Source organism: Shewanella electrodiphila (assembly GCF_023283985.1).
GTDB classification, from domain to species: Bacteria; Pseudomonadota; Gammaproteobacteria; order Enterobacterales; family Shewanellaceae; genus Shewanella; species Shewanella electrodiphila.
Map to the genome: position 1 here is coordinate 244,541 of NZ_JAKIKU010000005.1, position 24,250 is coordinate 268,790.

Annotated in this window: 25 protein-coding genes; 7 read left to right on the forward strand and 18 right to left on the reverse strand. The window is 38.7% G+C overall.

The annotated features are described in order from the left end of the window. Nucleotides 1-135: 135 nt before the first annotated feature. The 3 genes from L2737_RS11530 to bepA all read right to left on the reverse strand — a co-directional run bounded on the left by L2737_RS11530 (nucleotide 136) and on the right by bepA (nucleotide 2,449). Complete coding sequence (locus tag L2737_RS11530) at nucleotides 136-513, reverse strand: DUF2069 domain-containing protein (protein ID WP_102526274.1); 378 nt, start codon at nucleotides 511-513, stop codon at nucleotides 136-138. Between the two features lie 8 nt (nucleotides 514-521). Further along, on the reverse strand, nucleotides 522-872 hold the full coding sequence (arsC, locus tag L2737_RS11535; RefSeq protein WP_102526231.1) for an arsenate reductase (glutaredoxin): 351 nt from the start codon (nucleotides 870-872) through the stop codon (nucleotides 522-524). A gap of 107 nt (nucleotides 873-979) precedes the next feature. Beyond that, nucleotides 980-2,449 carry a beta-barrel assembly-enhancing protease gene (gene bepA / locus L2737_RS11540; protein ID WP_248955788.1) on the reverse strand — a complete coding sequence of 490 codons (1,470 nt, stop codon included), beginning with the start codon at nucleotides 2,447-2,449 and terminating at the stop codon, nucleotides 980-982. 128 nt (nucleotides 2,450-2,577) lie between these two features. On the opposite strand from bepA, the gene L2737_RS11545 reads away from it, so the two are divergent. From L2737_RS11545 to L2737_RS11555, 3 genes are all read left to right on the forward strand, one after another. Continuing rightward, nucleotides 2,578-2,805 (forward strand): sulfurtransferase TusA family protein, encoded by a 228-nt coding sequence (locus L2737_RS11545; RefSeq protein ID WP_102526229.1) that lies wholly within the window; start codon nucleotides 2,578-2,580, stop codon nucleotides 2,803-2,805. Between the two features lie 75 nt (nucleotides 2,806-2,880). Beyond that, nucleotides 2,881-3,975: an AI-2E family transporter gene (locus L2737_RS11550; protein ID WP_248955789.1), complete on the forward strand. Its 1,095-nt coding sequence runs from the start codon at nucleotides 2,881-2,883 to the stop codon at nucleotides 3,973-3,975. Nucleotides 3,976-4,068: 93 nt separating this feature from the next. Further along, nucleotides 4,069-5,103, forward strand: a complete 1,035-nt coding sequence (locus L2737_RS11555; protein WP_248955790.1) for a glycerophosphodiester phosphodiesterase — start codon at nucleotides 4,069-4,071, stop codon at nucleotides 5,101-5,103. 75 nt (nucleotides 5,104-5,178) lie between these two features. On the opposite strand, the gene L2737_RS11560 is transcribed toward L2737_RS11555, so the two are convergent. From L2737_RS11560 to L2737_RS11620, 13 genes are all read right to left on the reverse strand, one after another. Beyond that, complete coding sequence (locus L2737_RS11560; RefSeq protein WP_248955791.1) at nucleotides 5,179-5,388, reverse strand: DUF2897 family protein; 210 nt, start codon at nucleotides 5,386-5,388, stop codon at nucleotides 5,179-5,181. Nucleotides 5,389-5,415: 27 nt separating this feature from the next. After that, nucleotides 5,416-6,153 carry an 8-amino-3,8-dideoxy-manno-octulosonate cytidylyltransferase KdsB gene (gene kdsB / locus L2737_RS11565; RefSeq protein ID WP_248955792.1) on the reverse strand — a complete coding sequence of 246 codons (738 nt, stop codon included), beginning with the start codon at nucleotides 6,151-6,153 and terminating at the stop codon, nucleotides 5,416-5,418. A 75-nt stretch (nucleotides 6,154-6,228) separates the two neighbouring features. Continuing rightward, complete coding sequence (kdnB, locus tag L2737_RS11570; protein WP_248955793.1) at nucleotides 6,229-7,299, reverse strand: 3-deoxy-alpha-D-manno-octulosonate 8-oxidase KdnB; 1,071 nt, start codon at nucleotides 7,297-7,299, stop codon at nucleotides 6,229-6,231. A gap of 84 nt (nucleotides 7,300-7,383) precedes the next feature. Then, a complete protein-coding gene (kdnA, locus tag L2737_RS11575; RefSeq protein ID WP_102526223.1) occupies nucleotides 7,384-8,568 on the reverse strand; it encodes an 8-amino-3,8-dideoxy-alpha-D-manno-octulosonate transaminase KdnA in 1,185 nt (394 codons plus the stop codon). Nucleotides 8,569-8,857: 289 nt separating this feature from the next. Next, a complete protein-coding gene (can, locus tag L2737_RS11580; protein WP_248955794.1) occupies nucleotides 8,858-9,487 on the reverse strand; it encodes a carbonate dehydratase in 630 nt (209 codons plus the stop codon). 148 nt (nucleotides 9,488-9,635) lie between these two features. Then, nucleotides 9,636-10,445, reverse strand: a complete 810-nt coding sequence (locus L2737_RS11585; protein ID WP_248955795.1) for an alpha/beta fold hydrolase — start codon at nucleotides 10,443-10,445, stop codon at nucleotides 9,636-9,638. Nucleotides 10,446-10,547: 102 nt separating this feature from the next. After that, nucleotides 10,548-11,315 carry a M15 family metallopeptidase gene (locus L2737_RS11590; RefSeq protein WP_248955796.1) on the reverse strand — a complete coding sequence of 256 codons (768 nt, stop codon included), beginning with the start codon at nucleotides 11,313-11,315 and terminating at the stop codon, nucleotides 10,548-10,550. After that, complete coding sequence (dapE, locus tag L2737_RS11595; RefSeq protein ID WP_102526220.1) at nucleotides 11,306-12,439, reverse strand: succinyl-diaminopimelate desuccinylase; 1,134 nt, start codon at nucleotides 12,437-12,439, stop codon at nucleotides 11,306-11,308. The genes L2737_RS11590 and dapE overlap by 10 nt, the downstream gene beginning before the upstream one ends. Beyond that, the gene (locus L2737_RS11600; protein WP_248955797.1) at nucleotides 12,439-12,789 is read right to left on the reverse strand and encodes an arsenate reductase; all 351 of its coding nucleotides are present in this window, start codon (nucleotides 12,787-12,789) and stop codon (nucleotides 12,439-12,441) included. Before L2737_RS11600 ends, dapE begins: the two co-directional genes overlap by 1 nt. Before the next feature lie 170 nt (nucleotides 12,790-12,959). Beyond that, entirely contained in the window at nucleotides 12,960-13,469 is a 510-nt protein-coding gene (gene crr / locus L2737_RS11605; protein WP_248955798.1) for a PTS glucose transporter subunit IIA, read from the reverse strand. 100 nt (nucleotides 13,470-13,569) lie between these two features. Beyond that, nucleotides 13,570-15,264 carry a phosphoenolpyruvate--protein phosphotransferase gene (ptsP, locus tag L2737_RS11610; protein WP_229369563.1) on the reverse strand — a complete coding sequence of 565 codons (1,695 nt, stop codon included), beginning with the start codon at nucleotides 15,262-15,264 and terminating at the stop codon, nucleotides 13,570-13,572. 11 nt (nucleotides 15,265-15,275) lie between these two features. Next, on the reverse strand, nucleotides 15,276-15,533 hold the full coding sequence (locus L2737_RS11615) for an HPr family phosphocarrier protein (RefSeq protein ID WP_248955799.1): 258 nt from the start codon (nucleotides 15,531-15,533) through the stop codon (nucleotides 15,276-15,278). A 175-nt stretch (nucleotides 15,534-15,708) separates the two neighbouring features. Further along, the gene (locus L2737_RS11620; protein ID WP_248955800.1) at nucleotides 15,709-17,346 is read right to left on the reverse strand and encodes a methyl-accepting chemotaxis protein; all 1,638 of its coding nucleotides are present in this window, start codon (nucleotides 17,344-17,346) and stop codon (nucleotides 15,709-15,711) included. Nucleotides 17,347-17,639: 293 nt separating this feature from the next. On the opposite strand from L2737_RS11620, the gene L2737_RS11625 reads away from it, so the two are divergent. The 4 genes from L2737_RS11625 (at nucleotide 17,640) to L2737_RS11640 (ending at nucleotide 21,619) form a co-directional block, all read left to right on the forward strand. After that, entirely contained in the window at nucleotides 17,640-18,332 is a 693-nt protein-coding gene (locus L2737_RS11625; protein ID WP_102526214.1) for a DUF3334 family protein, read from the forward strand. A gap of 84 nt (nucleotides 18,333-18,416) precedes the next feature. Further along, nucleotides 18,417-19,457 (forward strand): LacI family DNA-binding transcriptional regulator, encoded by a 1,041-nt coding sequence (locus L2737_RS11630; protein WP_248955801.1) that lies wholly within the window; start codon nucleotides 18,417-18,419, stop codon nucleotides 19,455-19,457. Between the two features lie 190 nt (nucleotides 19,458-19,647). Beyond that, complete coding sequence (locus L2737_RS11635) at nucleotides 19,648-20,628, forward strand: transporter (RefSeq protein WP_248955802.1); 981 nt, start codon at nucleotides 19,648-19,650, stop codon at nucleotides 20,626-20,628. A gap of 58 nt (nucleotides 20,629-20,686) precedes the next feature. Then, the gene (locus L2737_RS11640; RefSeq protein WP_248955803.1) at nucleotides 20,687-21,619 is read left to right on the forward strand and encodes a DUF808 domain-containing protein; all 933 of its coding nucleotides are present in this window, start codon (nucleotides 20,687-20,689) and stop codon (nucleotides 21,617-21,619) included. A gap of 27 nt (nucleotides 21,620-21,646) precedes the next feature. Here the strand turns inward: L2737_RS11640 and L2737_RS11645 are convergent, their stop codons facing one another. Together L2737_RS11645 and L2737_RS11650 are read right to left on the reverse strand one after the other, a co-directional pair. Beyond that, the gene (locus L2737_RS11645; protein ID WP_248955804.1) at nucleotides 21,647-22,981 is read right to left on the reverse strand and encodes a GGDEF domain-containing protein; all 1,335 of its coding nucleotides are present in this window, start codon (nucleotides 22,979-22,981) and stop codon (nucleotides 21,647-21,649) included. Beyond that, nucleotides 22,975-24,060, reverse strand: coding sequence for an ABC transporter substrate-binding protein (locus L2737_RS11650; RefSeq protein ID WP_248955805.1), 1,086 nt, complete (start codon nucleotides 24,058-24,060; stop codon nucleotides 22,975-22,977). The genes L2737_RS11645 and L2737_RS11650 overlap by 7 nt, the downstream gene beginning before the upstream one ends. Between the last annotated feature and the right edge of the window lie 190 nt (nucleotides 24,061-24,250).

Below are 24,250 nucleotides of genomic sequence, written 5' to 3' on the forward strand. Positions count from 1 at the left end.
TTTCACTATAACATGTGAATACTTGTACAAAAAGAATGAATTAACGACTCGTTAACAGCAATGTGGTAATGATTTTACACCAAGATAAAATGAAAAAAGCGCCATCAGGCGCTTTTTAGTGCTGTATTAATGAGACTAATCTGTTTTAGATTTCTTTTTTAAACCTAAGCCCAGTTCTCTACCACGCATACGTGCGTAATATGGAAATCCTATTAACAAGGCACTGATTAACACTGATTCTATTAATGCAAAATAAAGAGCGTCTTCAGTGATATACACTAAGGTTAAGCCATGTAATAAATATAAACACAGAATAAAACTGGCCCAAGCATAGGTGTAAGGGTTACCCGTTAATATGCCTTTGATAGGTAATAATAATGGGACGATCCACAGTAGACTAAATGCCATTGAGTATTCGCCGGTAAAGCCTTGTTGGATAAACCATCCAGAAAGCAACATGAGTAATGCTACATAACCTACTCGGCATAACTGAAATAAAGTGTGTGTTGTCATTTTTGGGCTCATAAAATCGCTAAGACGTTTTCTGGAGGACGACCGATAGCCGCTTTGTTGTTAGCTAGCGCAATGGGTCTTTCAATTAGCTTTGGCGTAGTAATCATCGCTTGGACTAACTGAGCATCTGTTAATGACTCGTCTGCTAAGTTCTGTTCTTTGTATTCTGTTTCTTTAGTGCGCATTAGCTCTCGTGGCGAGATAGCTAATAAGCTTAAAATCTGGTTAATGTCTTCAGCAGTAGGCACCGTCTTCAAGTATTCAACAATGGTCACCTTGGCATGGTTTTCTTCGAGTAATGCCAGTGTTTGACGGCTTTTTGAGCAGCGAGGGTTATGGTAAAGCGTTACGTTTGTCATAGGATCACTTCTTGTCTTTATTTTGGCGACAGTTTATCAAACTTTGAATCAGATGGTTAGCCACATCAGGGGGATGTGGCTAATTTGAGATTGAATAAGCTGAGCTGTTATTTTAATGCGTCTAAAGAGCGCTTAGCTTGTCTAAATTGACGTATACGCGCTTCAATTCTGGCAATTTGTAACGTTTGGCCTTCAGAGTGACGGTAAGCATAATTGAGTTGATCAATTGCACCATCATAATTTGCTGCAAGTGCCATAGCTTCTGCATTACTGTAATGCTCAAGCGCCTTATTACCCAGTTTACGGTAAGCTTGAGTCATAATTTGATAAGGTAATACGTTCTGTTTATCTAAGAAAATTAAATCTTCTAATAACGGAATGGCATTGCGCGGCTGGCCTGCTTCAACATAGATATTGGCTAAGTTAGCCGCAATGACTAATGACGTTGGTTTTAATCGATGATGATGCTTTAACAGCTCGATAGCCGCATCGTAATCGTCTTTTTGCGCCAGTAAATCTGTTTTAGTATCGATAAAAAACAGATTGTTTGGGTCGCCTGCTAATAACTCATCAATAATCTTTTCAGATTCTTCAAACTTCTTGATTCTGAATAAAGCTAAAGCTTTGCCGTACAATGCAGCACTTTTAAAGGTATAGCTTTTTTTGTTTAGTTGTTTGTCGAACAAAGAAATCGCAGCCTGATCGCTATAACTTGAAAATCTAATTTGAATACGGGCTTTAGCTAACTGGTAATTAAGTTGATCAGGTATATAACGATTAGGATATTGTGTGGCGCGGTTTCTTGCATCTGTAATACGCGACTCAGGTAATGGGTGAGTCAGTAGCATTTGTGGTGGTGTAGTAGTAAAACGGTATCGAATGGCTAATTTTTGGAAAAAGTCAGATGCACCATTTGGATCAAACCCTGCATCAGCTAGGATTTGCATACCAATTCTATCTGCTTCACGTTCATGTAAACGGGTGAAGTTGATTCTCGCTTGGGTTGATAAAGCTTGAGTTGTTGCAAGCGCAGCCATACCGGCTTGTGGCGCGGCAATGGTCAACAAAATAGCACCTAGCATACCAACGATAGTTGCTGTTGAACTCTTATCTTGCGCTTCTAGTGAGCGCGCTAAATGTCGTTGAGTAACGTGAGTAATTTCGTGGGCAAGCACTGATGCGAGTTCACTTTCAGTATCAGCGTGCAGAAATAACCCTGTATGAACGCCGACATGGCCACCGAAGAAGGCAAAAGCGTTAATTTCATCATTTCTTAATAAAAAGAAATAGAAGGGGGTTTTAACCCCTGTGGCATGAGCTACCAATTTGTTACCTAGTTCAGATAAGTATTGATTCAATACAGGGTCGCTTATAACCGGCGCAGATGAACGAATGACCCGCATGTAAGCATCGCCATACACCATTTCTTTTTCAAGACTAAAAGTGTTAACAGCAGCCGTACCGAGGTCTGGAAGGTCATTATTCGCGAAGCTTTTAGCAACACCAGCCGTGAGTAATAAACTAACCGCTGTGGTTACGACGCCTTTAGAAAACTGAGAAAACGATAATTTGCGCAAATGAAACCTTTATTATAATTATTTCAATAGGGTGGCGAGCAAAGTTAAAGCAACACTATAACGGTATCGCTTGTGGTTTATTGTCCTTGCTAGGATAATAGCCATAGAATGTGTAAAGCAAGTTCATAATGAAATTTATTGATTTAACTGCTCATCAATGTCCCTATCCCTTGGTGCAAACTAAATTAGCATTAAAAAAGATGCAACCAGGTGAAACGTTGGCAATTAGTATCTCTGACTCTGGTTCACGTCGAGATGTTCCGCTATTTTTAAAAAAATTTGGTTATCAAGTTCAAATAACTGAGGATAATGACAATTCAATGTCATTGGCCATCACAAAGCTTAACAATATATAAGTATAATTATATCTATCTACTGAGGTAGAATCCGATAATAACAACCACAACTGTGATTTCTTTTTAGGTAACACAATGCTCTCATTTTTAAGCGATTGGTATAAAGCCAGATTCAGTGATCCCCACGCGATTACATTATTGTTTATTTTACTTGGGATTGGATTATTACTGTATTTTGCTGGCGGTTTATTAGCGCCTTTATTAGTGGCGTTAGTTTTAGCGTTTTTACTAGAATGGCCTGTAGCGCAAATCGCGCGTTTTGGTATTAACCGAACTTTAGGTGCATCGTTAATATTAGTCTTGTTTATTGGTCTGATGGTCTTAGTTGCTTTTGGACTCGTTCCCAGCCTTTGGCGACAGGGGATTGCTTTAGCGACAGATTTACCGCAAATGATTGATACAGGTATGCAATCGCTAGTATCTTTTAGTGAAAACTATCCGCAATACATTAGTATCGAACAAATTGATGCCATGGTTGTTGAACTTAAAAAACTGGTCGACACTCAGCATCTTTTAGATATCGGTAAGCAATTATTAGGCTTTTCTGCATCATTACTCGTGTTAATGGTTTACGTGATTTTAGTGCCTTTATTGGTGTTCTTTTTCTTAAAGGATAAAGAGCAATTGATTAAGAGCAGTAAACGTTTCTTTCCTAACAACCGCGACTTAGCAAGAAAAGTTTGGTTTGAAATGGACCAGCAAATCTTCAATTATATTCGTGGCAAAGTCATTGAAATTGTTATTGTTGGCACAGTGAGTTATATCTTTTTTGCTGTTATGGGTCTTAGATATTCTGCGTTACTAGGGGTATTAACTGGGCTTTCGGTTCTTATTCCATATGTTGGTGCCACTTTAGTGACATTGCCAATCGCATTAGTCGCATTTGTACAATGGGGTGTTAGTCCAGAATTTGGCTACGTAATGATAGGTTACGGTATTATCCAAGCTTTAGATGGTAATGTGTTAGTTCCTGTTTTGTTCTCAGATGCTGTCGATTTACATCCAGTTTTGATTATTGCTGCTGTGCTTGTTTTTGGTGGGCTTTGGGGTGTTTGGGGCGTGTTCTTTGCAATACCTTTGGCATCTTTAGTCAAAGCAGTTATCAATGCTTGGCCTGATAATCGGCATGCTTTTGGGGAGAAGATAGATGATGAAGCTAAATCGAAATAGATAGCCTATAATTGTGCATTACTAGTTCAATGAGTAGATAAGTTTCAATTTTGAATCGTATTAATTTAATTATTGATGTGTTGAAGGTGAAAAATGCGAAAGTATATATTGTTTTTATTGGTTCTTGTTTTCTCTATTGCGCAAGCTAATACAGGACATAGACTAGGAGGGGATGTTTATTCTCCTGAAAATACACTCTATAGTTTTAAGTTAGCACTTCAGAAATTACAAAAAAATCCAAATTTCCATAATGCAGAATTTGATATTCAAGAATCAAAAGATGGTTATCCTGTTGTATTTCATGATGTAAAAAATATTTCTAGAGTCGTGCCCTATAATAATTTTAATCATGCAATTTTAAGTCGTTTGAATCAGAACATAATTAGTAATAAAAGTTTCGAAGATATATCGATTTCTAATTTATATTTACATGAAATTAAGGCTTTAAAGCTAGAGAATGATGCACGAATACCTGAGCTATTTGAAGTTTTGGATACAGCTGTTGAATATGGTTTAGTAAAACCAATGCAAGTTGAGATTAAGCACTTGAACACCGACAAATGCAGAATGGAAGTAATTGAAACTGTTAGTAAATATAAAGATAGATTGAATATTAACTTTTTGGCTTTTCAGAACAAATATAACAAGTCCTTTCCAGATCCGATTCGTTGGGGTGCTGAATTTCAAAAACACGACTTTAAAGTTTATACATCTACTAAAAGAAAAGTCCCTTCCAATGTACTTAGTGCTGGAATTCCCCTTGAAGCAACAAGCTGGAAGTTTACTACTTTAATAGACAAAAATGTTTATATTAATAATCCATCAACAAGAGTTATTGAATTTCCTATCTCAATAAATCATCAGAAAGGAAAAAGCTATGCATTAAATATTGGTTTAAGGCATGGGATAGATGATTCTGGTGATAAAGGGCTAGAAGTTCATCTTTATAATAAAAATAGAAATAAATTGAAATCATTTTTTTCTAAAAACAAAGGCTGGAAGTGGAAAACTACAGAGTTGAATGAATTTGAAAATTTGATTATTTCTATAGTTGACAAAGATACTAGTTTTAGCGGTAAATACCCTGGAAATAAAGCTCAGCTTAAAGTAAATTTAGTCGAAAAATAACGACGTTAACTACCATATAAAGAATTTAAACTTTAATAAAAAAGAGACTCAATTGAGTCTCTTTTTTTCGAAAATTTAATTCTTTTCTTTGGTTTCGCTATTATTGTCAGTGGCACTTTCTGCTTTATCAATACTGTTAGCGTTGTTATCACTGTTTGGTTTTTTGGGGGCACCAAACTGAGGCATCTTAAATCTAGCACTGTATTTCAGCACTGCTAAATTACTCGCAATGATGCCAACAACTAAGATAATAATAATCCATACTTCTATACCTGATAAATCCATGCCTACCTCAATAAATTACCAACAAGTTTAATCAACAGCTAAACGTTGCTCACATTTGCGAATATCTTCAGGTGTATCAACTTCTGGTGAATCAAAAGCACTGATAGCAACTTTAATTTTATGACCGTATTCTAATGCACGCAGCTGTTCTAACTTTTCTAAATCTTCTAAACGACCCAAAGGTAACTTAGCAAAAGCATTGACGAAACGACGAGTATAAGCATAAACGCCAAGGTGCTTATAAACTGGGAAGTCATCCGTATCACGACCGAATGGAATACACGATCGTGAAAAATACAATGCATTAAACTCATTATCGAAAACCATCTTAACGTGCAGAGGATCGTCACGTTCTTGCTTATCAATGATTTCAAAGCCTAAAGTTGCCATTTCAAACTCACCAGGGTGACGCTCAAAAAGACTGATAATTTGTTCAATTGAAATAGGGTCAATAAGTGGCTGATCACCTTGAAGGTTTATCACCAAATCATCATCTGCTATACCAAGTTGGCTAATCGCATCGTTTATTCGATCGGTACCAGAGGCCGCGTCAGGGCTCGTCATGACAACTTGACCACCAAATGACTCTACCGCTTCTTTAATTCGGTCATCATCTGTAGCAACATAAATATTATCTAATCCTTTAGCTAATGAAGCACGTTCGAAAACGTGTTGGATCATTGGCTTACCATTAATAGGTGCTAGCGGTTTGCCAGGAAAGCGGCTAGAACCATATCTAGCAGGGATTAAAAGAGTAACTTTCATCAATAAACCTACTTATCTTAAAACGATAAACAAAAGGGCTCTAAAGAGCCCTTAAAGATAGCTTTTAGGGCTAAACTATATGCGACGGAATAACTTAGTTAGCATTTCATCGGTAACTTTTTCTTCCCAGCCCGCGCCGTAAACATTATCCCATAATGGGCCCATGCTCTTGGTGACAGCAACCATCTTAGCAATAGTTTCATCTGGTAAATCTTTACAGATGTTTTTTGGCAACGTGATGTTATGGACTTCCATCATTTTACGGAATTCTTTAACGCCTTCAGGGTAAAACTCTTCAAGTACGTCAAATGCCAAACAGTTGCCGATACCGTGATGGTAACCCAACACGTAACCTAAGCCATATGATACAGCGTGACAGGCACCCACTTGGCTGTAAGCGATACTCATGCCGCCCATGTATGATGCCATCATTAGCTTGTCATCTTTTTCTTCGTGATTATCAACGAAGACTTCACGACATAAATCCATAGACTTTTCAGCGAATGCTTTAGCAAATTCGTTTAGGTATGTACCTTCTAATGACTCAACACAGTGGATGTAACAATCCATACCTGTGTAGAACCACTGATCAGTCGGTACGCCAGCAATGAGCTCAGAATCCATGATGATTTGGTCAAATACTGTGTAATCTGAATTCAAACCAAGCTTACGAACAGGACCACAAAGTACAGCGGTGCGAGACGCTTCAGCACCTGTACCTGAAACTGTAGGGATACCAATATGGTGTACCGCTGGGTTCTTAATCAGATCCCAACCTTGATATTCAGCACTGCCACCTTCATTAGTCAGCATTAGCGATACCGCTTTAGCTAAATCAAGGGTAGAACCACCACCAAGACCGATTACACTTACAGGAAGTTTAGTATTAAATGCTTGAACTTGTTCAGTTAGGGCATCAACTTGCTTCGTTGTAGGTTCATCATCAACATTGACGTAGATTAATAAATCATGGGCTTTAGCAGGTACACGACCAGCTAAAGGCTTATCTTGGTGTACGTCATCAACTAGAAATACGACGAAGTCATTTTCAACCTGGCGTTCTTCAGCTAGTACGTCATCTAATTGTGCAAATGATCCGCGACCAAAAATCATTTTTGGTACACATTTGAAATTTTTGAAACTCATTACAACTTCTCCGTTGAGATTAGTACTGTAAAAAGTACTATCGCGCCAATGTGATAAATGGCGCGATAGAAATAATCGGGTTAATTAAGCAAAAGCACGTTTGATGTTTTCAATACGCTGCGCTATTTCTTCTTCTGTCCAAGACAGTTTGATTAACATTGAAATAGTACGGCTCATGATGGCATCAGACTTAGGTGTTTCAACCTTAGTGTAATCTGGACGATCTTGAATTAATGTGATCGGCAATGCAGCAGGAGACTTAAGCTCTTGGATATGCTTCCAGTTATTCAGGTAATGCCAGTTGTTAACATACCAGTAAAAACAACCATCTACGCCGTTTTCAGCTAATTTTTTGTTAATTTCTACTGTGCGTTCTTCAGTCGGCATTAAGAACGTTAAGAAACCTGCTGAATCACCCTCTGGATCAGGGATTTCACGGAAAGTTACTTCTGGGATATCTGCCATAGCATCTTTGATCAGCTTTTTATTGGTACGCTGAATATCAATGATTTTGTCTAGCTTACGTAATTGAGCAAGACCCATTGCTGAGTTCATTTCAGAAATACGGAAGTTTAGCCCCATAATAGGGTGGCCTTCAGCGCCGCGGTCATTACCTACATGGTCATGGCCGTGATCTGAGAACATATGCGCGTGGTTATAAATGGTTTCGTTGTTAGTCATGATCGCGCCGCCTTCACCACAAGTGATGGTTTTAACAGAATCAAATGAGTAACAACCTACGTCACCAATAGTACCTAGTGCTTGACCTTTATAGCTGCCACCAATTGCTTGGCAAGCATCTTCTAAGATCACTAAGTTGTGCTTTTTACATACCGCTAAAATTTCATCCATTTTAGCCATAGAACCACACATGTGAACAAGATTAATTGCTTTAGTGCGTGGAGTAATTGCAGCTTCAATACCTTCTGGAGATAAACAAAGTGTTTCATCAATCTCAGCAAAAATTGGCACAGCACCGGCCATAAATACGGCTTCTACAGACGCAACAAAGGTAAACGGAGGAACGATAACTTCATCACCAGCGCCGATACCAGCTGCAGCCATAGCTGTTTGTAATGCGGCGGTGCCACTAGAAACAAGATGTGCATGCTTAGCATTCATCTTTTCGCAAAGAAGGGCTTCCATCTCACGAGTCTTCCAACGATCATTACGCATGTGATCGAAGTTATAACGAAAGGTAAAACCATTTTCCATCACATCAGCGACTTCTTGCTTTTCCTCTGGACCAAATAATTCAAAACCTGGCATGGAAATTATCTCCTAAAAAATGCAGTGCGCGAGGTCGCGCTAAATAAACCCGAAGATTATAACTGGGTTAGGGCGTTAATTGCATTAACTATATGACCTTTCGCTGTGATTGTATGGCCGTTACAGTGCTTTATATTCATTAATCGCTAATTTTTATGTAAAGCAGACTAAACAAAGCGCTATAACTGTTTCTATATATGAGATAAAAACAACAAAACCCACATATAAGGTGGGCTTTGCTATTTGCTTATTTCAGCATGAACGGCTTATTAATTTTAGTTAATAAGCATTATTCTTCTGTTTTATTGGCATTATTATTTGCATGTTCGCTGAAGACTGTTACGTCTAGATCGGTTAATAAACCGTTGTTGATACCGTAAATCCAACCGTGAATTGCGACTTCTTGACCACGATCCCAAGCATCTTGAACAATTGATGTGCTGGTAACATTAGCCACTTGTTCCATCACGTTCAGTTCACATAGACGATTAAAACGTTGTTGTTCATCAAGCTTCTCGAGATCTGAGCTATGTAAGCGATAAATATCTTTTAAATGACCAAGCCAGTTATCAATAAGCCCAAAACGTTCGTTACTCATTGAGGCTTTAACGCCGCCACAACCGTAGTGACCAACAACCATAATGTGCTTAACTTTAAGGACTTCAACAGCATATTGGATGACCGATAAACAATTTAAATCAGTATGGATAACCATATTGGCAATGTTGCGATGAACAAACACTTCACCTGGCATTAAATCAATTATCTGATTAGATGGTACGCGGCTGTCAGAGCAACCAATCCACAAATATTCAGGATTCTGTTGTTCTGCCAGTTGCTTGAAGAAATCAGGGTCTTCTTCGTTTATACGCTCAGCCCAGCGGCGATTGTTATCAAATAGAGGCTTAAGTAATTTCATTTATTGTTATAGACCCAAATAAAAGTGAAAGATGTAGAGTGTATTTTGAACAGCTATTTAGCAGATGTTCATCATTTTCAAGAGTATATCAGCAAATTTGATTATGCTGGTCTATCCATTTAATTTATAAATTGAAATCATTTCCCCCTTAACGGAGAAATGATTCCAAGGTTTGATTCACTTTTTCTGCTTGTTCAATATTTGAAAAGTGTCCCGCTTTAGCGATTTGAAGCAAGCGACTTCCTGTAATGCAGTCTTGCATTAAATAAGCCTCTAGCATTGTGCGTAATTGGTTTTGCTCTCCAATCATAATCAAACAAGGCAGTGAGAATTGTTCTACTAATTCAAGGGTGTCACGCTTATAGAAAGCCAGCGGACTGAATAAGGCGAGTTGCTCTATTTGTGTGGGCGACAAATGAATTAACTTGCTAATGAAAGCTGATTTAGCCGTTGACGTTTGTGAATTAACAAAGAACATATCAGCAATGGTGTTTGCTAGTTGCTCATGACATTGCTTCTGTTCACTGATTTGATCGACCCATGCTTGGTATTTTGCGCAATTCACTTGCGGTTCAAAACCAATGAAACTATTCGCCATGACTAGTTTTGATATCTGAGCAGGCTTTGCAAGTACCATTTCAGCAGCAATCGCACTACCCGTACCATTACCGATCACACAACATTGATGCACATTTAAATAATCAAGTAATGATAAACAATGGTCAGCGATTGTAATAAGAGAGGTTGTACCCGTTGGCATTGAATCTGACTGTCCATGGCTCCACAAATCAACACTAATACAGCGATAGTTTTCAGAAAGTTGAGCGATCTGTGGTTGCCACATCGTGTTGTCAGCTAAAAAACCATGTACAAAAAATAGAACAGGTCCTTGTCCTACATCAGTGAAATGAAGACGTTGATTGTCGATGCTAAAGCTGTTTGATTTTGGTTGAGTCATGGAGGTCTCTAAAACATTAAAATTAAAAAATCGTAAAACTGATTGAGTCAAAGTGCTTATGATAAATAACCGTTATTATTTTGAATGCGAATCTACTATCTATTACAGATTAGGTTTCTCTAGAAGGTTATTTGAGTACTTGTTACTTGATTTGGGCGCGCTTGCGACATAAAAAACATAATGCTCGACTAATTTGTCGAGTTGTTTAAGTAGGGCTGATTGTAAAGTGATTTCAGCCTGTGACAAGAGAAGTCTTAATGATTCGGCTCGATATTGTGATAAAAACAACGAAGACTCAGGATAGTAACTGATATGCCAAGCCTCAGGGCTAACACCACTTTGGTCAGGCTGATAAGGTAAGTAGAAACCGAAGCGGGCAGCGTTATCAACTAACCACTGGGCTAATAAGGCGCATGGACCATTGTCTATGTACTCTGCAGTGACTAACTGTAGCTCTGCTTTACTGATGTTATTGGCATCAAATACATCGATATCGGTTCCCCAATGATGCCGTGATGCACCTGGAAGAGCAGACCAACATAATATTGCATCCACTAATTGCTCATCGGTTAAATTGGCAGAATCTACAGGGATATTATTGATATCAAGTAACGGCCGCTTTCCTTGTGCCTTACCATCCCAAATGGCCATTTGACGTTCAAAGTTACGATAAGCAGAACAAATTTGAATATTAATACCGTCACTTTGCGCTTGTTGCTGCATATTTTTAAACGCTGTAGCAGTCGCTGAGGTCAGTAAAAACTGTTCAAATGGTACAAGGTGAGTCTCATCCAACCCATAAAGGGCTGGATGAGCTATTTCAGTCAGTTGAGACTTAGATAATTGCTCTATTTGACGAGTTACTCGCAAAGTAGCTTTTCCAATATAGATTCATAGCATAAGGCTAGAATTTCTAAATCAGAGATTTTCACACACTCATTTATTTTATGAATAGTGGCATTGACTGGGCCAAGCTCAATCACTTGTGCACCGGTTGGCGCGATAAAACGCCCATCAGATGTACCACCTGAAGTTTGCGGGTCAGTTTCATATCCGGTGACATCTAAAATAGCGGCTTTTGTCGCCTCTAATAAAGGCCCATCTCCAGTTAGAAACGGCAAGCCATTAAATACCCAATCAATATCATAATCTAAACCATGGGCATCAAGAATATTAAGGACGCGTTTTATTAGCTCATCTGCAGTCACTTCAGTTGAATATCTGAAGTTAAACATCACCTGTAAATCACCAGGGATCACATTTGATGCGCCAGTGCCGCCATTGATATTAGCAATTTGAAAGCTGGTTGGTGGAAAAAACTCGTTACCATTATCCCAATGCATTTGAGCAAGCTCTGCTAAAGCAGGAGAGGCTTTGTGGATAGGGTTATCAGCTAGGTGCGGATAGGCAACATGGCCTTGGATCCCTTTAACCGTTAAATTCCCTGTTAAACTACCACGTCGGCCATTTTTAACCACATCACCCAGTTTATGAGTTGATGAAGGCTCACCGACTAATGACCAAGTGATTTTTTCATTACGGGCCTCGAGCGTGTCAATGACTCGCGTTGTACCATTAATAAATGGTCCTTCTTCATCACTGGTGATAAGAAATGCAATTGAGCCTTTATGGTCTGGATGCTTAGCTACAAAGCGTTCGGTCGCAACGACCATCGCTGCTAAAGAACCTTTCATATCAGCTGCACCGCGACCATGAATATAATCATCAATGACGGTAGGTTCAAATGGCGGAGTATGCCACTTGCTTAAGTCGCCCGTTGGCACAACATCGGTGTGGCCAGCAAAACAAAATACTGGGCTTTCAGTGCCGCGTCTTGCCCACATATTAGTGGTGTCATCAAACACCATTGATTCAATGTTAAACCCTGCGGTTGCCAGTCTGTCAGCCATCAGTTTTTGACAGCCCTCATCAAGTGGAGTGACTGATGGACGAGAAAGTAAATCTTTTGTGAGCGCTAATACTTCTTGTGTCATTACTTAAACCACGCTTGGTAATCGGCAGCTTTAAAGCCAATAAGAATTTGATTGTCTTGAACAAGCACAGGACGTTTGATTAATGTTGGAAACTCCACCATTAATTGCAATGCTTTTTCTTTGGTAATATCAGCTTTTTGAGCATCGGTTAGATTTCTAAAACTGGTGCTGCGTTTGTTAAAAAGCAATTCCCAGTCTGCAAGTTCAAACCATTGATTAATGATGTCAGCGTTGATTCCTTGTTCACGAAAATCATGAAATGTGAAAGCTTGCTCATCAGCTTCTAACCATTTACGTGCTTTTCGAACGGTATCGCAGTTTTTAATGCCATAAATAACGCTATTACTCATTGTGGTCTTATTTCCTTGGATCTTGTTATTGTGATTTAACCAACTCTGTTTTAATCATTACTTGTTTACAGTTGACTTAAATCCCATTGAAAATTGTAAGGTTTTGCTAAATTTTTTACGCTTATTTTATAAAGCTTTTTACTTATATTGGTTACATAACTCTTTGTTAGTTAAAGCTCTACAGTAAAGATGACATCTTTACCTGCAGTGACTTGTCCTTGTGCTTTTACTAGGTATTGCACATCTTCCATATTGGCCAGTACTACAGGGGTCAACAAACTCTCAACTTGATCGGTTAAGTAGTCTAAGTCAAATTGCAAAATTGGATCGCCCACTTTCACTTGCTGTCCTTCTTCGGCCAAACGTTTAAAACCGTTACCACGAAGTTCAACCGTACCCACACCAAAATGAACAAACAGCTCTAGCCCTTGATGAGACTCAATACTGAATGCATGATTGGTTTCAAATATTTTTCCTATGGTGCCATCAATTGGCGCTAAAACCAGCTTGCCTGTTGGGTTGATAGCTAATCCATCACCGACAATCTTTTCTGCGAAAACAACGTCGGGGACTTGTTCAATTTCTACTAGGTCGCCAGAAACAGGAGCATAAATTTCGATACCGCCAGTTAAAGCGGGTTGTCCTGAAATAAGTCGGCGTATACGGCTTAAAAATCCCATGAGATATAGCCTCTTTTTATAATGTTTTTATGGTTTTATTCTAGTGTTGTCTGATTTTTTTATAAACAATAAATATTGAAAAATACTAAATAAAGTCAAATTAACTGAATAACTGGTTTAATTGTTCTATGTGACTAAAGCCTAAAGCTTGCTGTGCTTGTCGGTAAAATTGCTGATATTGGCCATTACAGATAGTGGCCTTAACGTCTAATAAGCTTGCGGTGTTTACACTTAGCTCATCAATTCCTAGACCGACCAATAAGCTAATTAGTTTCGTATCACTGGCTAATTCCCCACACAAACACACTTTGATTTGATGAATTTTACAGGTATCAACGGCCATCTTTATCAAGCGGATCATTGCAGGAGAGACAGGAGGGTAATCTTTTACAAGTTCAGGATTTCCCCTGTCAGCGGCTAAGGTATATTGAGTTAAGTCATTACTACCAATACTAATAAAGTCTAACTTAGGTAAAAGGTGAGGTAAGTTAAGAACCGCTGCTGGTGTTTCAACCATGATACCAACATTGAGCTCTCCAAAGCCTTTTTCTTCTTCTACAAGTTGTTGCTTACACCAATCAATGAGTTCAAAAGCTTGTTCTAGCTCTTCTATTTGGTTCACCATTGGAAATAACAAACGGATTCGACCATGGTTTGCGGCGCGCAGTACAGCTTTAATTTGTGTGGTAAATAACGTTTGATGTTGAAGGCTGTAGCGGATCCCACGAACGCCCAACGCTGGGTTATCTTCATATTGCTGACTCAAGCAAGGAATTTCTTTATCTGCGCCGATATCAAACGTACGAATAGTGAGGACTTTTCCATTGAGGCTATGTAATGCATCACAATATTGTTGATATTGTTGTTTTTCATTGGGAACAGAATCAACTTGCATCAATAGAAACTCAGTTCTGAACAGTCCAATGCCCGCTGCGCCGCTGTGCTCAATTTGGGTAATGTCATTCATGCTACTGACATTGGCAAGTAAACAAACAGGGTGTCCATCACGGGTAACACTGGGTTTATCGACGTATTGTAATAATGCATCACGTCGTTTTGATTCCTGCTCTGATTTCTGCTGTAGAAGCTGCTGAGTATCAGGCGCTGGATTGATATGAAGCTCACCACTAATCGCATCGAGAATTAACGGGCTACCATCTAAAATATCATGAGTATTGAACTGACAACTGAGTAAAGCAGGTATGCCTGCCGCTTTGGCTAAAATGGCAGTGTGACTGGTTAACCCACCCGTTTGAAGCACGATACCTTTAATTTTATTTAACGGAATGGTAGCAAATTCAGCAGGTGTAATGTCTTCAGCCAGTAAAATACTGTTGTCGGTAAGCTTTGATACATCCCATTGCAAGGTGCCGTTAACGGCTGACATTAGTCGCTTGCCTAAACAAAGCACGTCATTGCTTCGATTAGCCATGTAAGGATCGTCGAGTTGGGCTAACTCTTCTGCATGCTGAGCAAAAATTCGTTCAACTGAAACGACCGCAGAAAATCTAAAACGGGTAATATAATTTTTGAGCTGCTCAGCTAAATCATCATCTTCGAGCAGCATGATATCAGCATCAATTAAATGAAAATGCTCACTATCGGGTTCTATCTGTGTTTGGCAATGGCTCAAATGACTGGTTAGAAAGCGAATGGCTTTCGTGGCTTTTTCACACTCTTTAGCAATGTCGGCAACAGGAAGTAAACGGTAATCTACCGTTTGGTTATGCAGGTTAATATGAACTGCTTGACCGAATGCAATTCCGGGGGAGACAACAATACCTGTTACTGCCATAAGCCTTCCTGTTAGCTAAGTGTGATAAGTAATTCAGAGACAGTTTCTACTGCTTTTTCAGCCTGTTCTCCGTCAGCAAATATCTTAACAGATTGACCTTGATATAACCCTAATGTTTGTAATTTAAACAAACTTTTGGCACTTGCTTGTTTACCATTACATTCGACAATGACGTCGCAGTCAAAGTTTTTTGCGGCTTTGACTAATAAAGCTGCTGGGCGGGTGTGGATTCCGTGGGGTGCAATAATGGTAACGGTTTTTTCGTACATCTAAGCTAACTCGTTCATAAATAATAGTCAGAATAATACCGTAAACCATGGATTGCTAACAGTGAGTTTATGTTATTACTGAGCTTTGGAAGTTAAATATGATTCATCTAGCGAAGAAGTATGCGTGAGCAAAATCACTCACGCATAAAAGCTGAACAAAATTAGAGAGGTAAGATTAGTTAGTTTTGAATTGGCTTAAATTTTCAGTAACGCTCTGGCTAATGGTTTGTAGTGATTGCGCTGCTTCAGAGTTCGTTTCGTTAGTTCTGACTGCAATTTCAGTTAATTCAGAAATAGTGGTGATATTGCGGTTGATTTCTTCGGTAACTTGAGACTGTTCTTCTGTTGCACTCGCCAGCTGGGTATTCATGTCACTGATATTAGCAATGACGGCTAAAATTTCAGTCATCGCTTCTTGTGACCGAATCGCTTTAGTTTGTAACTGAATAGATTGTTCTTGGGTTTCAGTGTTGCTCTTAATCACGAGTTCAACGCCATCGTGAATATTAGTAATGATTTTATTGATCTCATTGGTTGAAGCCTGTGTGCGAGTGGCAAGGGCCCTAACTTCATCAGCAACAACTGCGAACCCGCGGCCATATTCTCCAGCACGTGCCGCTTCAATTGCTGCGTTCAACGCCAGTAAGTTGGTTTGATCAGCAATTCCGCCAATGGTGTCTAAGATTGAACTGATTTCAACTGATGATTTGCCTAAGTCATGGGTGACATTTTCTGCATTTTTTAGCTCAGTGACTAATAAATCCGTTTCGTGTACGGTTTCTTGCATAAAGGCATGTGACTGCTGAGCTTGCTGTTTCACATTGTTGGCGCCATCAGCTGCTTGATAAGTGTTTTGCGCCATATCATGGGTTGTTGCAAGCATTTGATTTACTGCTGTGGCAACACTTTGGGTTTCACTGTGGATTAATTCTGCGCTTTGATTTGACTCTTCAACGGCGACTAAAAGCTGCTGCGCATCGGTATCAAGTTCTTTGCCTAATGGTTTTAGTTCTGATACTACAGCGGAAATTTTAATCACAAAATCATTAAAGGCATCAGCCATTTTGGCCACTTCATCTTTTCCACTATTATCTAAACGTTTAGATAAATCGCCTTCGCCTTTTGCGATGTCTTCCATTGCTGCAATAGCAGCGTTAATCGGCGATGTGATAGAAATATTCAGTAGTACAAAAAAGCCAAAGATAGGAATAGAAATCAGCATCATGATGATCAGGTAATTAATCACTACACTGCCCATGCTGTCTATGACATCACTGGAACTGCCATGCGCAATAATAGTCCAACCCCATTCAGGGTAGTATTCCGAACCCGCTAAAATCGTTTCTACACTATTCGTTGATGATAAATTGCCTTGGTATTCAGATTGGCCTTTGGTCATTCTTCTAGCATTACTGACAAGCTCTATCAAAGGCTTCGTTCCGTCAGCAGCAATATAACTGTCAGATGAACGTCCTTCTAACATGGTATTTTCAGGAAAACTGATAATGACGTTATTTTGGTCAACAACAGTGTAAGATTCATTCGTGCCATAACGTAAATCTGCTATTACTGATAAGGCTTGTTGTTTTATTTCTTCTGCATCAGTTTGTTGATTACTTTGGCGGGTTAATGCATTGAGAAGGGAAGTCGCGGTGGACACTTGCGCTTCAATTTGAACCTTCTTTTGATTGATGAGGTTGTTGTACTGTTCATTAATAGAAAAACTGGCAAAACATACGGTTCCTATTGCCGCGAGCGCTAACATTATGATGAGACGTTTCAAGATAGTTAATTGTCTGAGGAAGGCGATCATAGGTACTCTTTAAAATTTTTCAGCAATGTATTTTGCAAATATAGACAGTTTTAGTTCTAGAAAGAACATCTTATTAGTAGAAGTGTGATCAGCTGATATAAATTTACAAAATGATACATATAGTGAGTGTTTTCAAGCACTATGACCAACTTTAGAAAAGCTTAACTATCAAACTGTTAATGCGAAGTATGTTATGTGTGTTTTTTATTTTTGCTAATGAGTTGTTTTGGCTTTGATTTATTATTCGATAAGGCTCAGAATGAAGGAAAAGTAAAACTAGGTAATATATTGTTATGAATTCAGTCCAAATTGTTACAACAGATGACATCCTACTCAAGTTATGTCATTCCGTTTCCCACGTTCTTTCAAGCACCAGTGACAGCCAAGTGACCCATGCTGGTATGGTGCAGAATATTACTCGTACTTGTTTAAAGCCTGACTTAGGTTGCTTTTCGATATTTGACGGTGGTTTTTCTGGCTTAGTGGTTATCAATTTTTCAAAAGAAGCCGCCATAGAGATTTATCGCAGATACATGATTAACATGGGAATGCCTGAATCTGAGCTCGCTTTTTCACACACATCTGATGATGTTGGAAACGTGATGGGTGAGTTGATGAATCAAATACTGGGTGATTTCATCAAAACAATTTCAAAAGAATTACAAACATCAATCAGCCAAAGTCAGCCAAAAATGTTAACTATCAATAAAGAGTTAACGATATCGATTGATACTAATTTAGATGAAGCAGTATCAAGAAGAGTGTCATTTAAAACAGCTGATAATCATATATTTTATCTAGAGTTTGCCATGGATAAAACAGAATTCATTATGCTGAAAGAGTTTGAATTAGATGAAGAATTTGATCCTGATTCATTGATTGAAGCACATGGCAGTAACAATCAATCTAAAACGGCGACTAAAAAAGATGCGCCAGTCATAGTGGCAGACGATGCTGATGATTTATTGAATGAGTTAGGTTTATAAATTAAAACGGTGAAAACTGTCGTTATTTTAGGTATAAACAAGGTGTGAGTACCTAAAATAACTATAAAAAGGCCTGATGCTAATATGACATCTAAAGCTACTTCCATCGACATCGCTTACCGAGCCGGTGTTTCGCAATCGACGGTTTCTCGCGCATTGAGAAATAGTCCCTTAGTTAACCTCGAAACCAGGCAACGAATTCAAGCCATTGCCAAAGAACTCAATTATAAAGTCGATAAAAACGCCAGTAATTTACGGACTCAAAATAGCCACACTTTGGCGTTGTTGATCTGTGAAGATCCCACTAATGATGAATCATTAATTAACCCATTTTTCCTGTCTATGCTTGGCTCGATAACCAGAGCAACCGCTCAGCAGGGTTATGACTTATTGGTTTCTTTTCAGCAACTATCCAGTGATTGGCATGCTGACTATGAGGATAGTAATAAGGCCGATGGCATCATATTACTGGGCTACGGTGACTATGTAGATTATGAACATAAGCTACAAAAATTATTAGAGCAAAATACCCACTTCATCATTTGGGGCGCTGAGCATAACAATAAAGAAGTGCTCTCCATTGGTTGTGACAACCATCAAGGCGGCGTGATAGCCACTGAACATATTATATCGCTTGGATTGAATAAAATTGCTTTTTTAGGCGATGCATCTGAACACAGCCCTGAATTTCGAGACCGCTATTTAGGTCATGCAGAGGTGTTGAAAAAAGTGGGTATTAAACTGAATAAAAAATGTCAGTTTGATGCTATCAGTACCGAAAGGTCAGGCTTTGATGCTGCAATGAAATTATTGGATAGTGGCCATGAGTTTGACTCTATCTTCGCTGCTAGTGACTTGATTGCTATTGGAGCAATTCGTGCCCTTAAAAAACGCGGTGTTAGAGTGCCAGAAGATATTGCTGTCGTAGGTTATGATGACATCCCAGTCGCAAGCTTTGCTAATCCATCTCTCACCACGGTTAAGCAAAATACTAAACTTGCTGGTGAAATTTTAGTTGAAAGTTTATTAAAGCTCATACGCGGAAAAGAAGTGGGGCCACAGCTGATACCTACCAATATGGTTGTAAGACATTCTTGCGGCAGCAACCCAGAGGCAGACAATTAGATTTTCTGTTGTAATAAATTGATATCTATTAATTGGATTTACATGGTCATGCCAATATATAAAGCCGATTACCTTTAAAAGTGACGGCTTTGTTTGCATCGATATGAAGTGATGGTTTATCCAGTTAAATAACCTTAACTTCATGACTACTTTGTAATGAGAGTTAACCTTAGTCATTATGGATAATGCTTTGAATCAAGATACTATACGCCCAAATAGAGTTAACATTTTACACCTTCATTTATCGATGTATCTTGGTTTAAACCGTCTCGTATACAAAACTAAATTATTGATAGCGTTTATCCTATTAAGCCTCATTTCCTTTCAAGTTAAATCGCAAGATTTAGAGCCTCGCAGTTATACCAATATCCCGATCGACATGCATTTTATGGCAGCAGGCTATCTGCACTCTGAAGGTGCATTGTCTCCATCTCCATCTGTTCCTTTAAAAGATGCTCATCTAACATTGGATGCAGCAGTGTTAGGTTATGCCCATTCATTTGGCTTAGCAGACAATTCTTCAAAATTTGATATGTCATTATCGCGTATCTGCATGAAAGGGTCTGCTGATTATCAAAATGAAATTGTGACAGCTGATCGTTGTGGCTATGGCGATCCTAAAGTGAGGTTAACATGGAATTTTTACGGTGCTCCAGCGGTTGAAGCAAAAGAATTTGCAAAGTATCAGCAAGGCTTAGTCATCGGTACCAGTTTACAAGTTAGCCTTCCCATTGGTACTTATGACGAAACTAAGTTAATCAATGCTGGAGCCAACCAATGGGTCTTTAGACCAGGCATAGGAATGTCTTATCGCGTTGGTGATTGGTATTACAGCGCAATGACATCGATTCGTTTATACAGTGATAATGATGAATTCTATAATCAAGTGCAGCTTAGCAAGCAAGCCCAATATACTTTTCAGGGGCATATTATTTACAGTATTGCACGTGGACAATGGCTGTCGTTAAGTGGCAATTACTTCATCGGTGGTGAAACCAGTAAAAATGGTATTGATGCTGATGATGACCAAAAAAATTCACGATTTGGATTAACATATTCATTAGCATTTAATCGTCATCACAGTATGAAATTGTATGCGAGCACAGGTGTAATAACCCGCATCGGCAATGATTTTGATACCTTAGGCTTAGTATGGCAGTACGCCTTTTAACACGCGTACAAAGCAATGAAGCAAAATGATAATAATTAACCGTTAACAAGGAAAGCATATGGCTGGTGCAAGTTTACTAATGTTGTTGGATGATATCGCTGCAATATTAGATGATGTTGCTGCTATGAGTAAAATTGCTGCAAGAAAGACTGCAGGGGTGTTAGGTGATGATTTAGCCCTCAATGCTCAGCAAGTATCAGGTGTTGCATCAGAACGTGAATTACCGGTTGTTTGGGCTGTAGCGAAAGGCTCATTCATGAATAAATTAATCCTTGTACCTGCAGCCTTATTAATTAGTGCATTTATGCCGTGGGCGATTACGCCTTTGTTGATGTTTGGCGGGCTTTTTTTATGTTTTGAAGGATTCGAGAAAATTTATCACTCCTATGTTCACCGAAAAGATAAAAAGTCCGAAATATCAGAAAAAGAAATTATCCAGAAGTCTGAGCAAGACATTAAGGCGTTTGAGAAGAAAAAGGTCAAAGGCGCAATCAGAACGGATTTTGTTTTATCTGCTGAGATTATTGCCATTAGTTTAGGTGTAGTCGCACAAAGCAGTTTGTTAAGCCAGTTTCTTACCTTAAGCGTGATTGCGATCATTATGACTGTTGGGGTATATGGTTTGGTGGCGGGTATCGTCAAAATTGATGACTTGGGACTTTATCTAACTCAACGAAAAGGTGAAGGGCCGCTGGTTGCCGTTTGGCATAAAATAGGTTTTGGTTTGCTAACTTCAGCGCCTTATTTAATGAAAGGGTTAACGATTGTGGGCACGATTGCCATGTTTATGGTGGGGGGCGGTATTCTCACTCATGGCATTCATGCCATAAGTGCTCAGATAACCAATATTGCCCTCCTGGTGAGTGACATAGCTTATTTAGGTGGATTACTAGCAGCGCTAACGCCGAGTCTGTTAAATGCGATATTTGGCGTAATAGCAGGGGCAATTGCAGTCATGACGATGACTGCAATAACAAAACTCAGAAGTTAATAAAAAGCTTGGCTTGAGTTTACAGTCTCAGCCGTGAGCCTTTATATTGGATTGAGCAAGGACTTCTTGGCCGTCATAACAACAGCTTCCTTTGAACTGCTTTGCTTTGTACATGTATTGGTCTGCTCGCTTAATTAAACTGTCTCTTGATCTGGCTTGAAAAGGAAAATAACTGACTCCCATACTTGTCGTAATTGACAATTTATTACCATTAAACTCAATCGGTTGGCTTACTGAGTCAAGAATTGATTGCGCTTTGTGACCGATTTGATCAAAATCTTCAATAGTCCCTAAACAGACTAAAAATTCATCGCCGCCAAGGCGGCCAACAATATCAGCTTTACGGGTACATTCTTGTAAGCGCTGAGCCACTTGCTGTAATACCGTATCACCCGCATCGTGACCTATTGAATCGTTAATAATTTTAAAGTTATCGATATCGAGAAAAAATAATGCCACTTTACTACCTGATATATGGGCATCATTAATCACGTTATCTAAAGCTCTTTCTAGTGCTCTGCGATTCATTAAGCCCGTTAAATGATCTTTTTCAGATAACACTAACAGTTGTTGTTTTTGCTTTTCCAGTTCACTGGTTTGTCTGTTCACTTCTTGTTCTAATTCTTGTTTTGAAACCATAGTGGTTTCAAGCTTTTTGGTCATCTGATTAAAAAATGAAGCGAGCAAGCGAAACTCTTCATCTAAGTTTTTAGCATGTATTTTATGATTTATTTCTCCTTTTGAGAGTGCATGAATCCCTAATTTCATTCTATTGAAACCAATTTTAAAGCGTTGGTATATCGAGAAGTTCATCGCCAACACTATAATTGCGGCTAAGATCAACCCAAGGGAGGAGTACAACATGACAGATGTAATTGCGATTTGATTACTGTCTAAAGTTGTTTGATTTAAATAAGCGACTTCTTCTGACATGTTCTCAATCAATATATTATATCGGTAGCGCAATAATTGCTGAGCTTGAGTGACATGGCTATTTTCTGAGGTGCTAGATTGTGATGAAAGGGCTTGCTCTTGTGTTAGCAAAGATCCCATATCGTCAGTTAACTTTTGAAGGTTAAACACACTCTGTGTGTAGATGTTTTGTGTTATTAACAACTGAGATAAAGATTCATGAGATAAAACGACTTGTTGTAAACTGGCTTGATCTTGCCGTTGCGAAAACAACCACAACTGGCTACGTAAGGCATCTATATTCTCCTGTAAATCTGAAAAATAGCGCAGCGTCTCAGTGGTTTTATGTTGAGCTGAGTGGATTTTTAAAAATGAAAAACTGAGCAACAAGGTAAAAATAAAACTAATGCAGAGCAGAATAATCAGTTTTCCATTAATGGACTTTACCATGACACTTCCTTGGAACTTTTTGCTTGTTCAAATGGCTGTTTGTAAATGACATCACGAAATTCTGGCTCTTTACCTTTGACTAAGCCCTGTTGCTTAGCCCAGTGGGATTGGGTTTGTAAACTCGACAAAAGTGAGTTGCCAATAGACAACCTAAAAATATAATCATTCCATGACCATTTTATCTGATTTAGCGGAACATCTAAGTGTTTGGCCACTATCACCATAGCAGTCTCAGGGTGTTGATTAATCCATTGAATTGCTTGTTCCAGTACATCAATGATGACAGCAGTTTGAGCTGTTTTCGTTGATGACGATGGGCTAAAATACGATTTTTTGGATATTAGGTTAAAACTGAGCTGATAAATCCCCTGAATGCCTAGATTGGTTATCGTATTATTGGTCAGCATTTTTACTTGATATCCGTATGGCTCCCATATTGAAATAGCATCGACTTGACGGGTGATTAAAGCATCGACCAACGCTTTTGGTGAAAGGTAGACTTTTTCGATATCGCGCTTATTACCTCCTTGAGCAACCAATAAAGTATCGAAATAATATTCACTGGCACTGCCTTTGACGATGCCGACTTTTCTAAGGTTATTGTTGCTATTGCTATTGCTATTGCTATTGCTCTCTGTACTGATTGATACGCTTTCTTTAATCGTTAAATTTTCATTAAGAGTTAATAGCTTTAAATCGTTTGAAGACTGCACAAAACTGGTTAATAAGGCGATGTCATGGGTTTGATAGCTTTTAAACATCACTACAGATTCAGAAGCCGTTGCAAAATCTACTTGATCGTTAATTAACGCTTCACTGCACTCAACGCCGCCAAAACACGCTATAAGTTCAACATCAAGGTTTGCTTTTTCGAATAATGATAAGTGTTCAGCAATAATAAATGGCGCACTGAGTGGGGTTTGTGAAACGCCAATTTTGAAGGGGTTATCTTCAGTTTGAATTGCCACTTTTGTGGGTGATAGCAGGAGTATTAGTGAAAGGGTGACACAGCTAATGAAAAGGATGGCCAACTTGATAGAACCTTTATTTTTTCTAACGTTATTGAGCAGGCTGTTCAAAGTCCGATCCTTAGACAAATTATTCACTTAAGGTTAATTCTAGATTAAGTATTAATTTTTGTAGGGTTATTTAGTTAATATTTTTAGTATTGATATCAATAGCGTTAAAAACAACTGTGTAAGTGCTTAATACAATGTCATTTGAAAAGCATAAAAAAGGCCACTTAAAGTGGCCTTTACTGACGTCTTA

Excerpts from the sequence above, each read along its gene's own strand:
- L2737_RS11530 (WP_102526274.1), bottom strand. The coding sequence starts at position 513 with ATGACAACACACACTTTATTTCAGTTATGCCGAGTAGGTTATGTAGCA.
- arsC (WP_102526231.1), bottom strand. The coding sequence starts at position 872 with ATGACAAACGTAACGCTTTACCATAACCCTCGCTGCTCAAAAAGCCGT.
- L2737_RS11545 (WP_102526229.1), top strand. The coding sequence starts at position 2,578 with ATGAAATTTATTGATTTAACTGCTCATCAATGTCCCTATCCCTTGGTG.
- L2737_RS11550 (WP_248955789.1), top strand. The coding sequence starts at position 2,881 with ATGCTCTCATTTTTAAGCGATTGGTATAAAGCCAGATTCAGTGATCCC.
- L2737_RS11555 (WP_248955790.1), top strand. The coding sequence starts at position 4,069 with ATGCGAAAGTATATATTGTTTTTATTGGTTCTTGTTTTCTCTATTGCG.
- L2737_RS11560 (WP_248955791.1), bottom strand. The coding sequence starts at position 5,388 with ATGGATTTATCAGGTATAGAAGTATGGATTATTATTATCTTAGTTGTT.
- kdsB (WP_248955792.1), bottom strand. The coding sequence starts at position 6,153 with ATGAAAGTTACTCTTTTAATCCCTGCTAGATATGGTTCTAGCCGCTTT.
- kdnB (WP_248955793.1), bottom strand. The coding sequence starts at position 7,299 with ATGAGTTTCAAAAATTTCAAATGTGTACCAAAAATGATTTTTGGTCGC.
- kdnA (WP_102526223.1), bottom strand. The coding sequence starts at position 8,568 with ATGCCAGGTTTTGAATTATTTGGTCCAGAGGAAAAGCAAGAAGTCGCT.
- can (WP_248955794.1), bottom strand. The coding sequence starts at position 9,487 with ATGAAATTACTTAAGCCTCTATTTGATAACAATCGCCGCTGGGCTGAG.
- L2737_RS11585 (WP_248955795.1), bottom strand. The coding sequence starts at position 10,445 with ATGACTCAACCAAAATCAAACAGCTTTAGCATCGACAATCAACGTCTT.
- dapE (WP_102526220.1), bottom strand. The coding sequence starts at position 12,439 with ATGACACAAGAAGTATTAGCGCTCACAAAAGATTTACTTTCTCGTCCA.
- L2737_RS11600 (WP_248955797.1), bottom strand. The coding sequence starts at position 12,789 with ATGAGTAATAGCGTTATTTATGGCATTAAAAACTGCGATACCGTTCGA.
- crr (WP_248955798.1), bottom strand. The coding sequence starts at position 13,469 with ATGGGATTTTTAAGCCGTATACGCCGACTTATTTCAGGACAACCCGCT.
- ptsP (WP_229369563.1), bottom strand. The coding sequence starts at position 15,264 with ATGGCAGTAACAGGTATTGTTGTCTCCCCCGGAATTGCATTCGGTCAA.
- L2737_RS11615 (WP_248955799.1), bottom strand. The coding sequence starts at position 15,533 with ATGTACGAAAAAACCGTTACCATTATTGCACCCCACGGAATCCACACC.
- L2737_RS11620 (WP_248955800.1), bottom strand. The coding sequence starts at position 17,346 with ATGATCGCCTTCCTCAGACAATTAACTATCTTGAAACGTCTCATCATA.
- L2737_RS11625 (WP_102526214.1), top strand. The coding sequence starts at position 17,640 with ATGAATTCAGTCCAAATTGTTACAACAGATGACATCCTACTCAAGTTA.
- L2737_RS11630 (WP_248955801.1), top strand. The coding sequence starts at position 18,417 with ATGACATCTAAAGCTACTTCCATCGACATCGCTTACCGAGCCGGTGTT.
- L2737_RS11640 (WP_248955803.1), top strand. The coding sequence starts at position 20,687 with ATGGCTGGTGCAAGTTTACTAATGTTGTTGGATGATATCGCTGCAATA.
- L2737_RS11645 (WP_248955804.1), bottom strand. The coding sequence starts at position 22,981 with ATGGTAAAGTCCATTAATGGAAAACTGATTATTCTGCTCTGCATTAGT.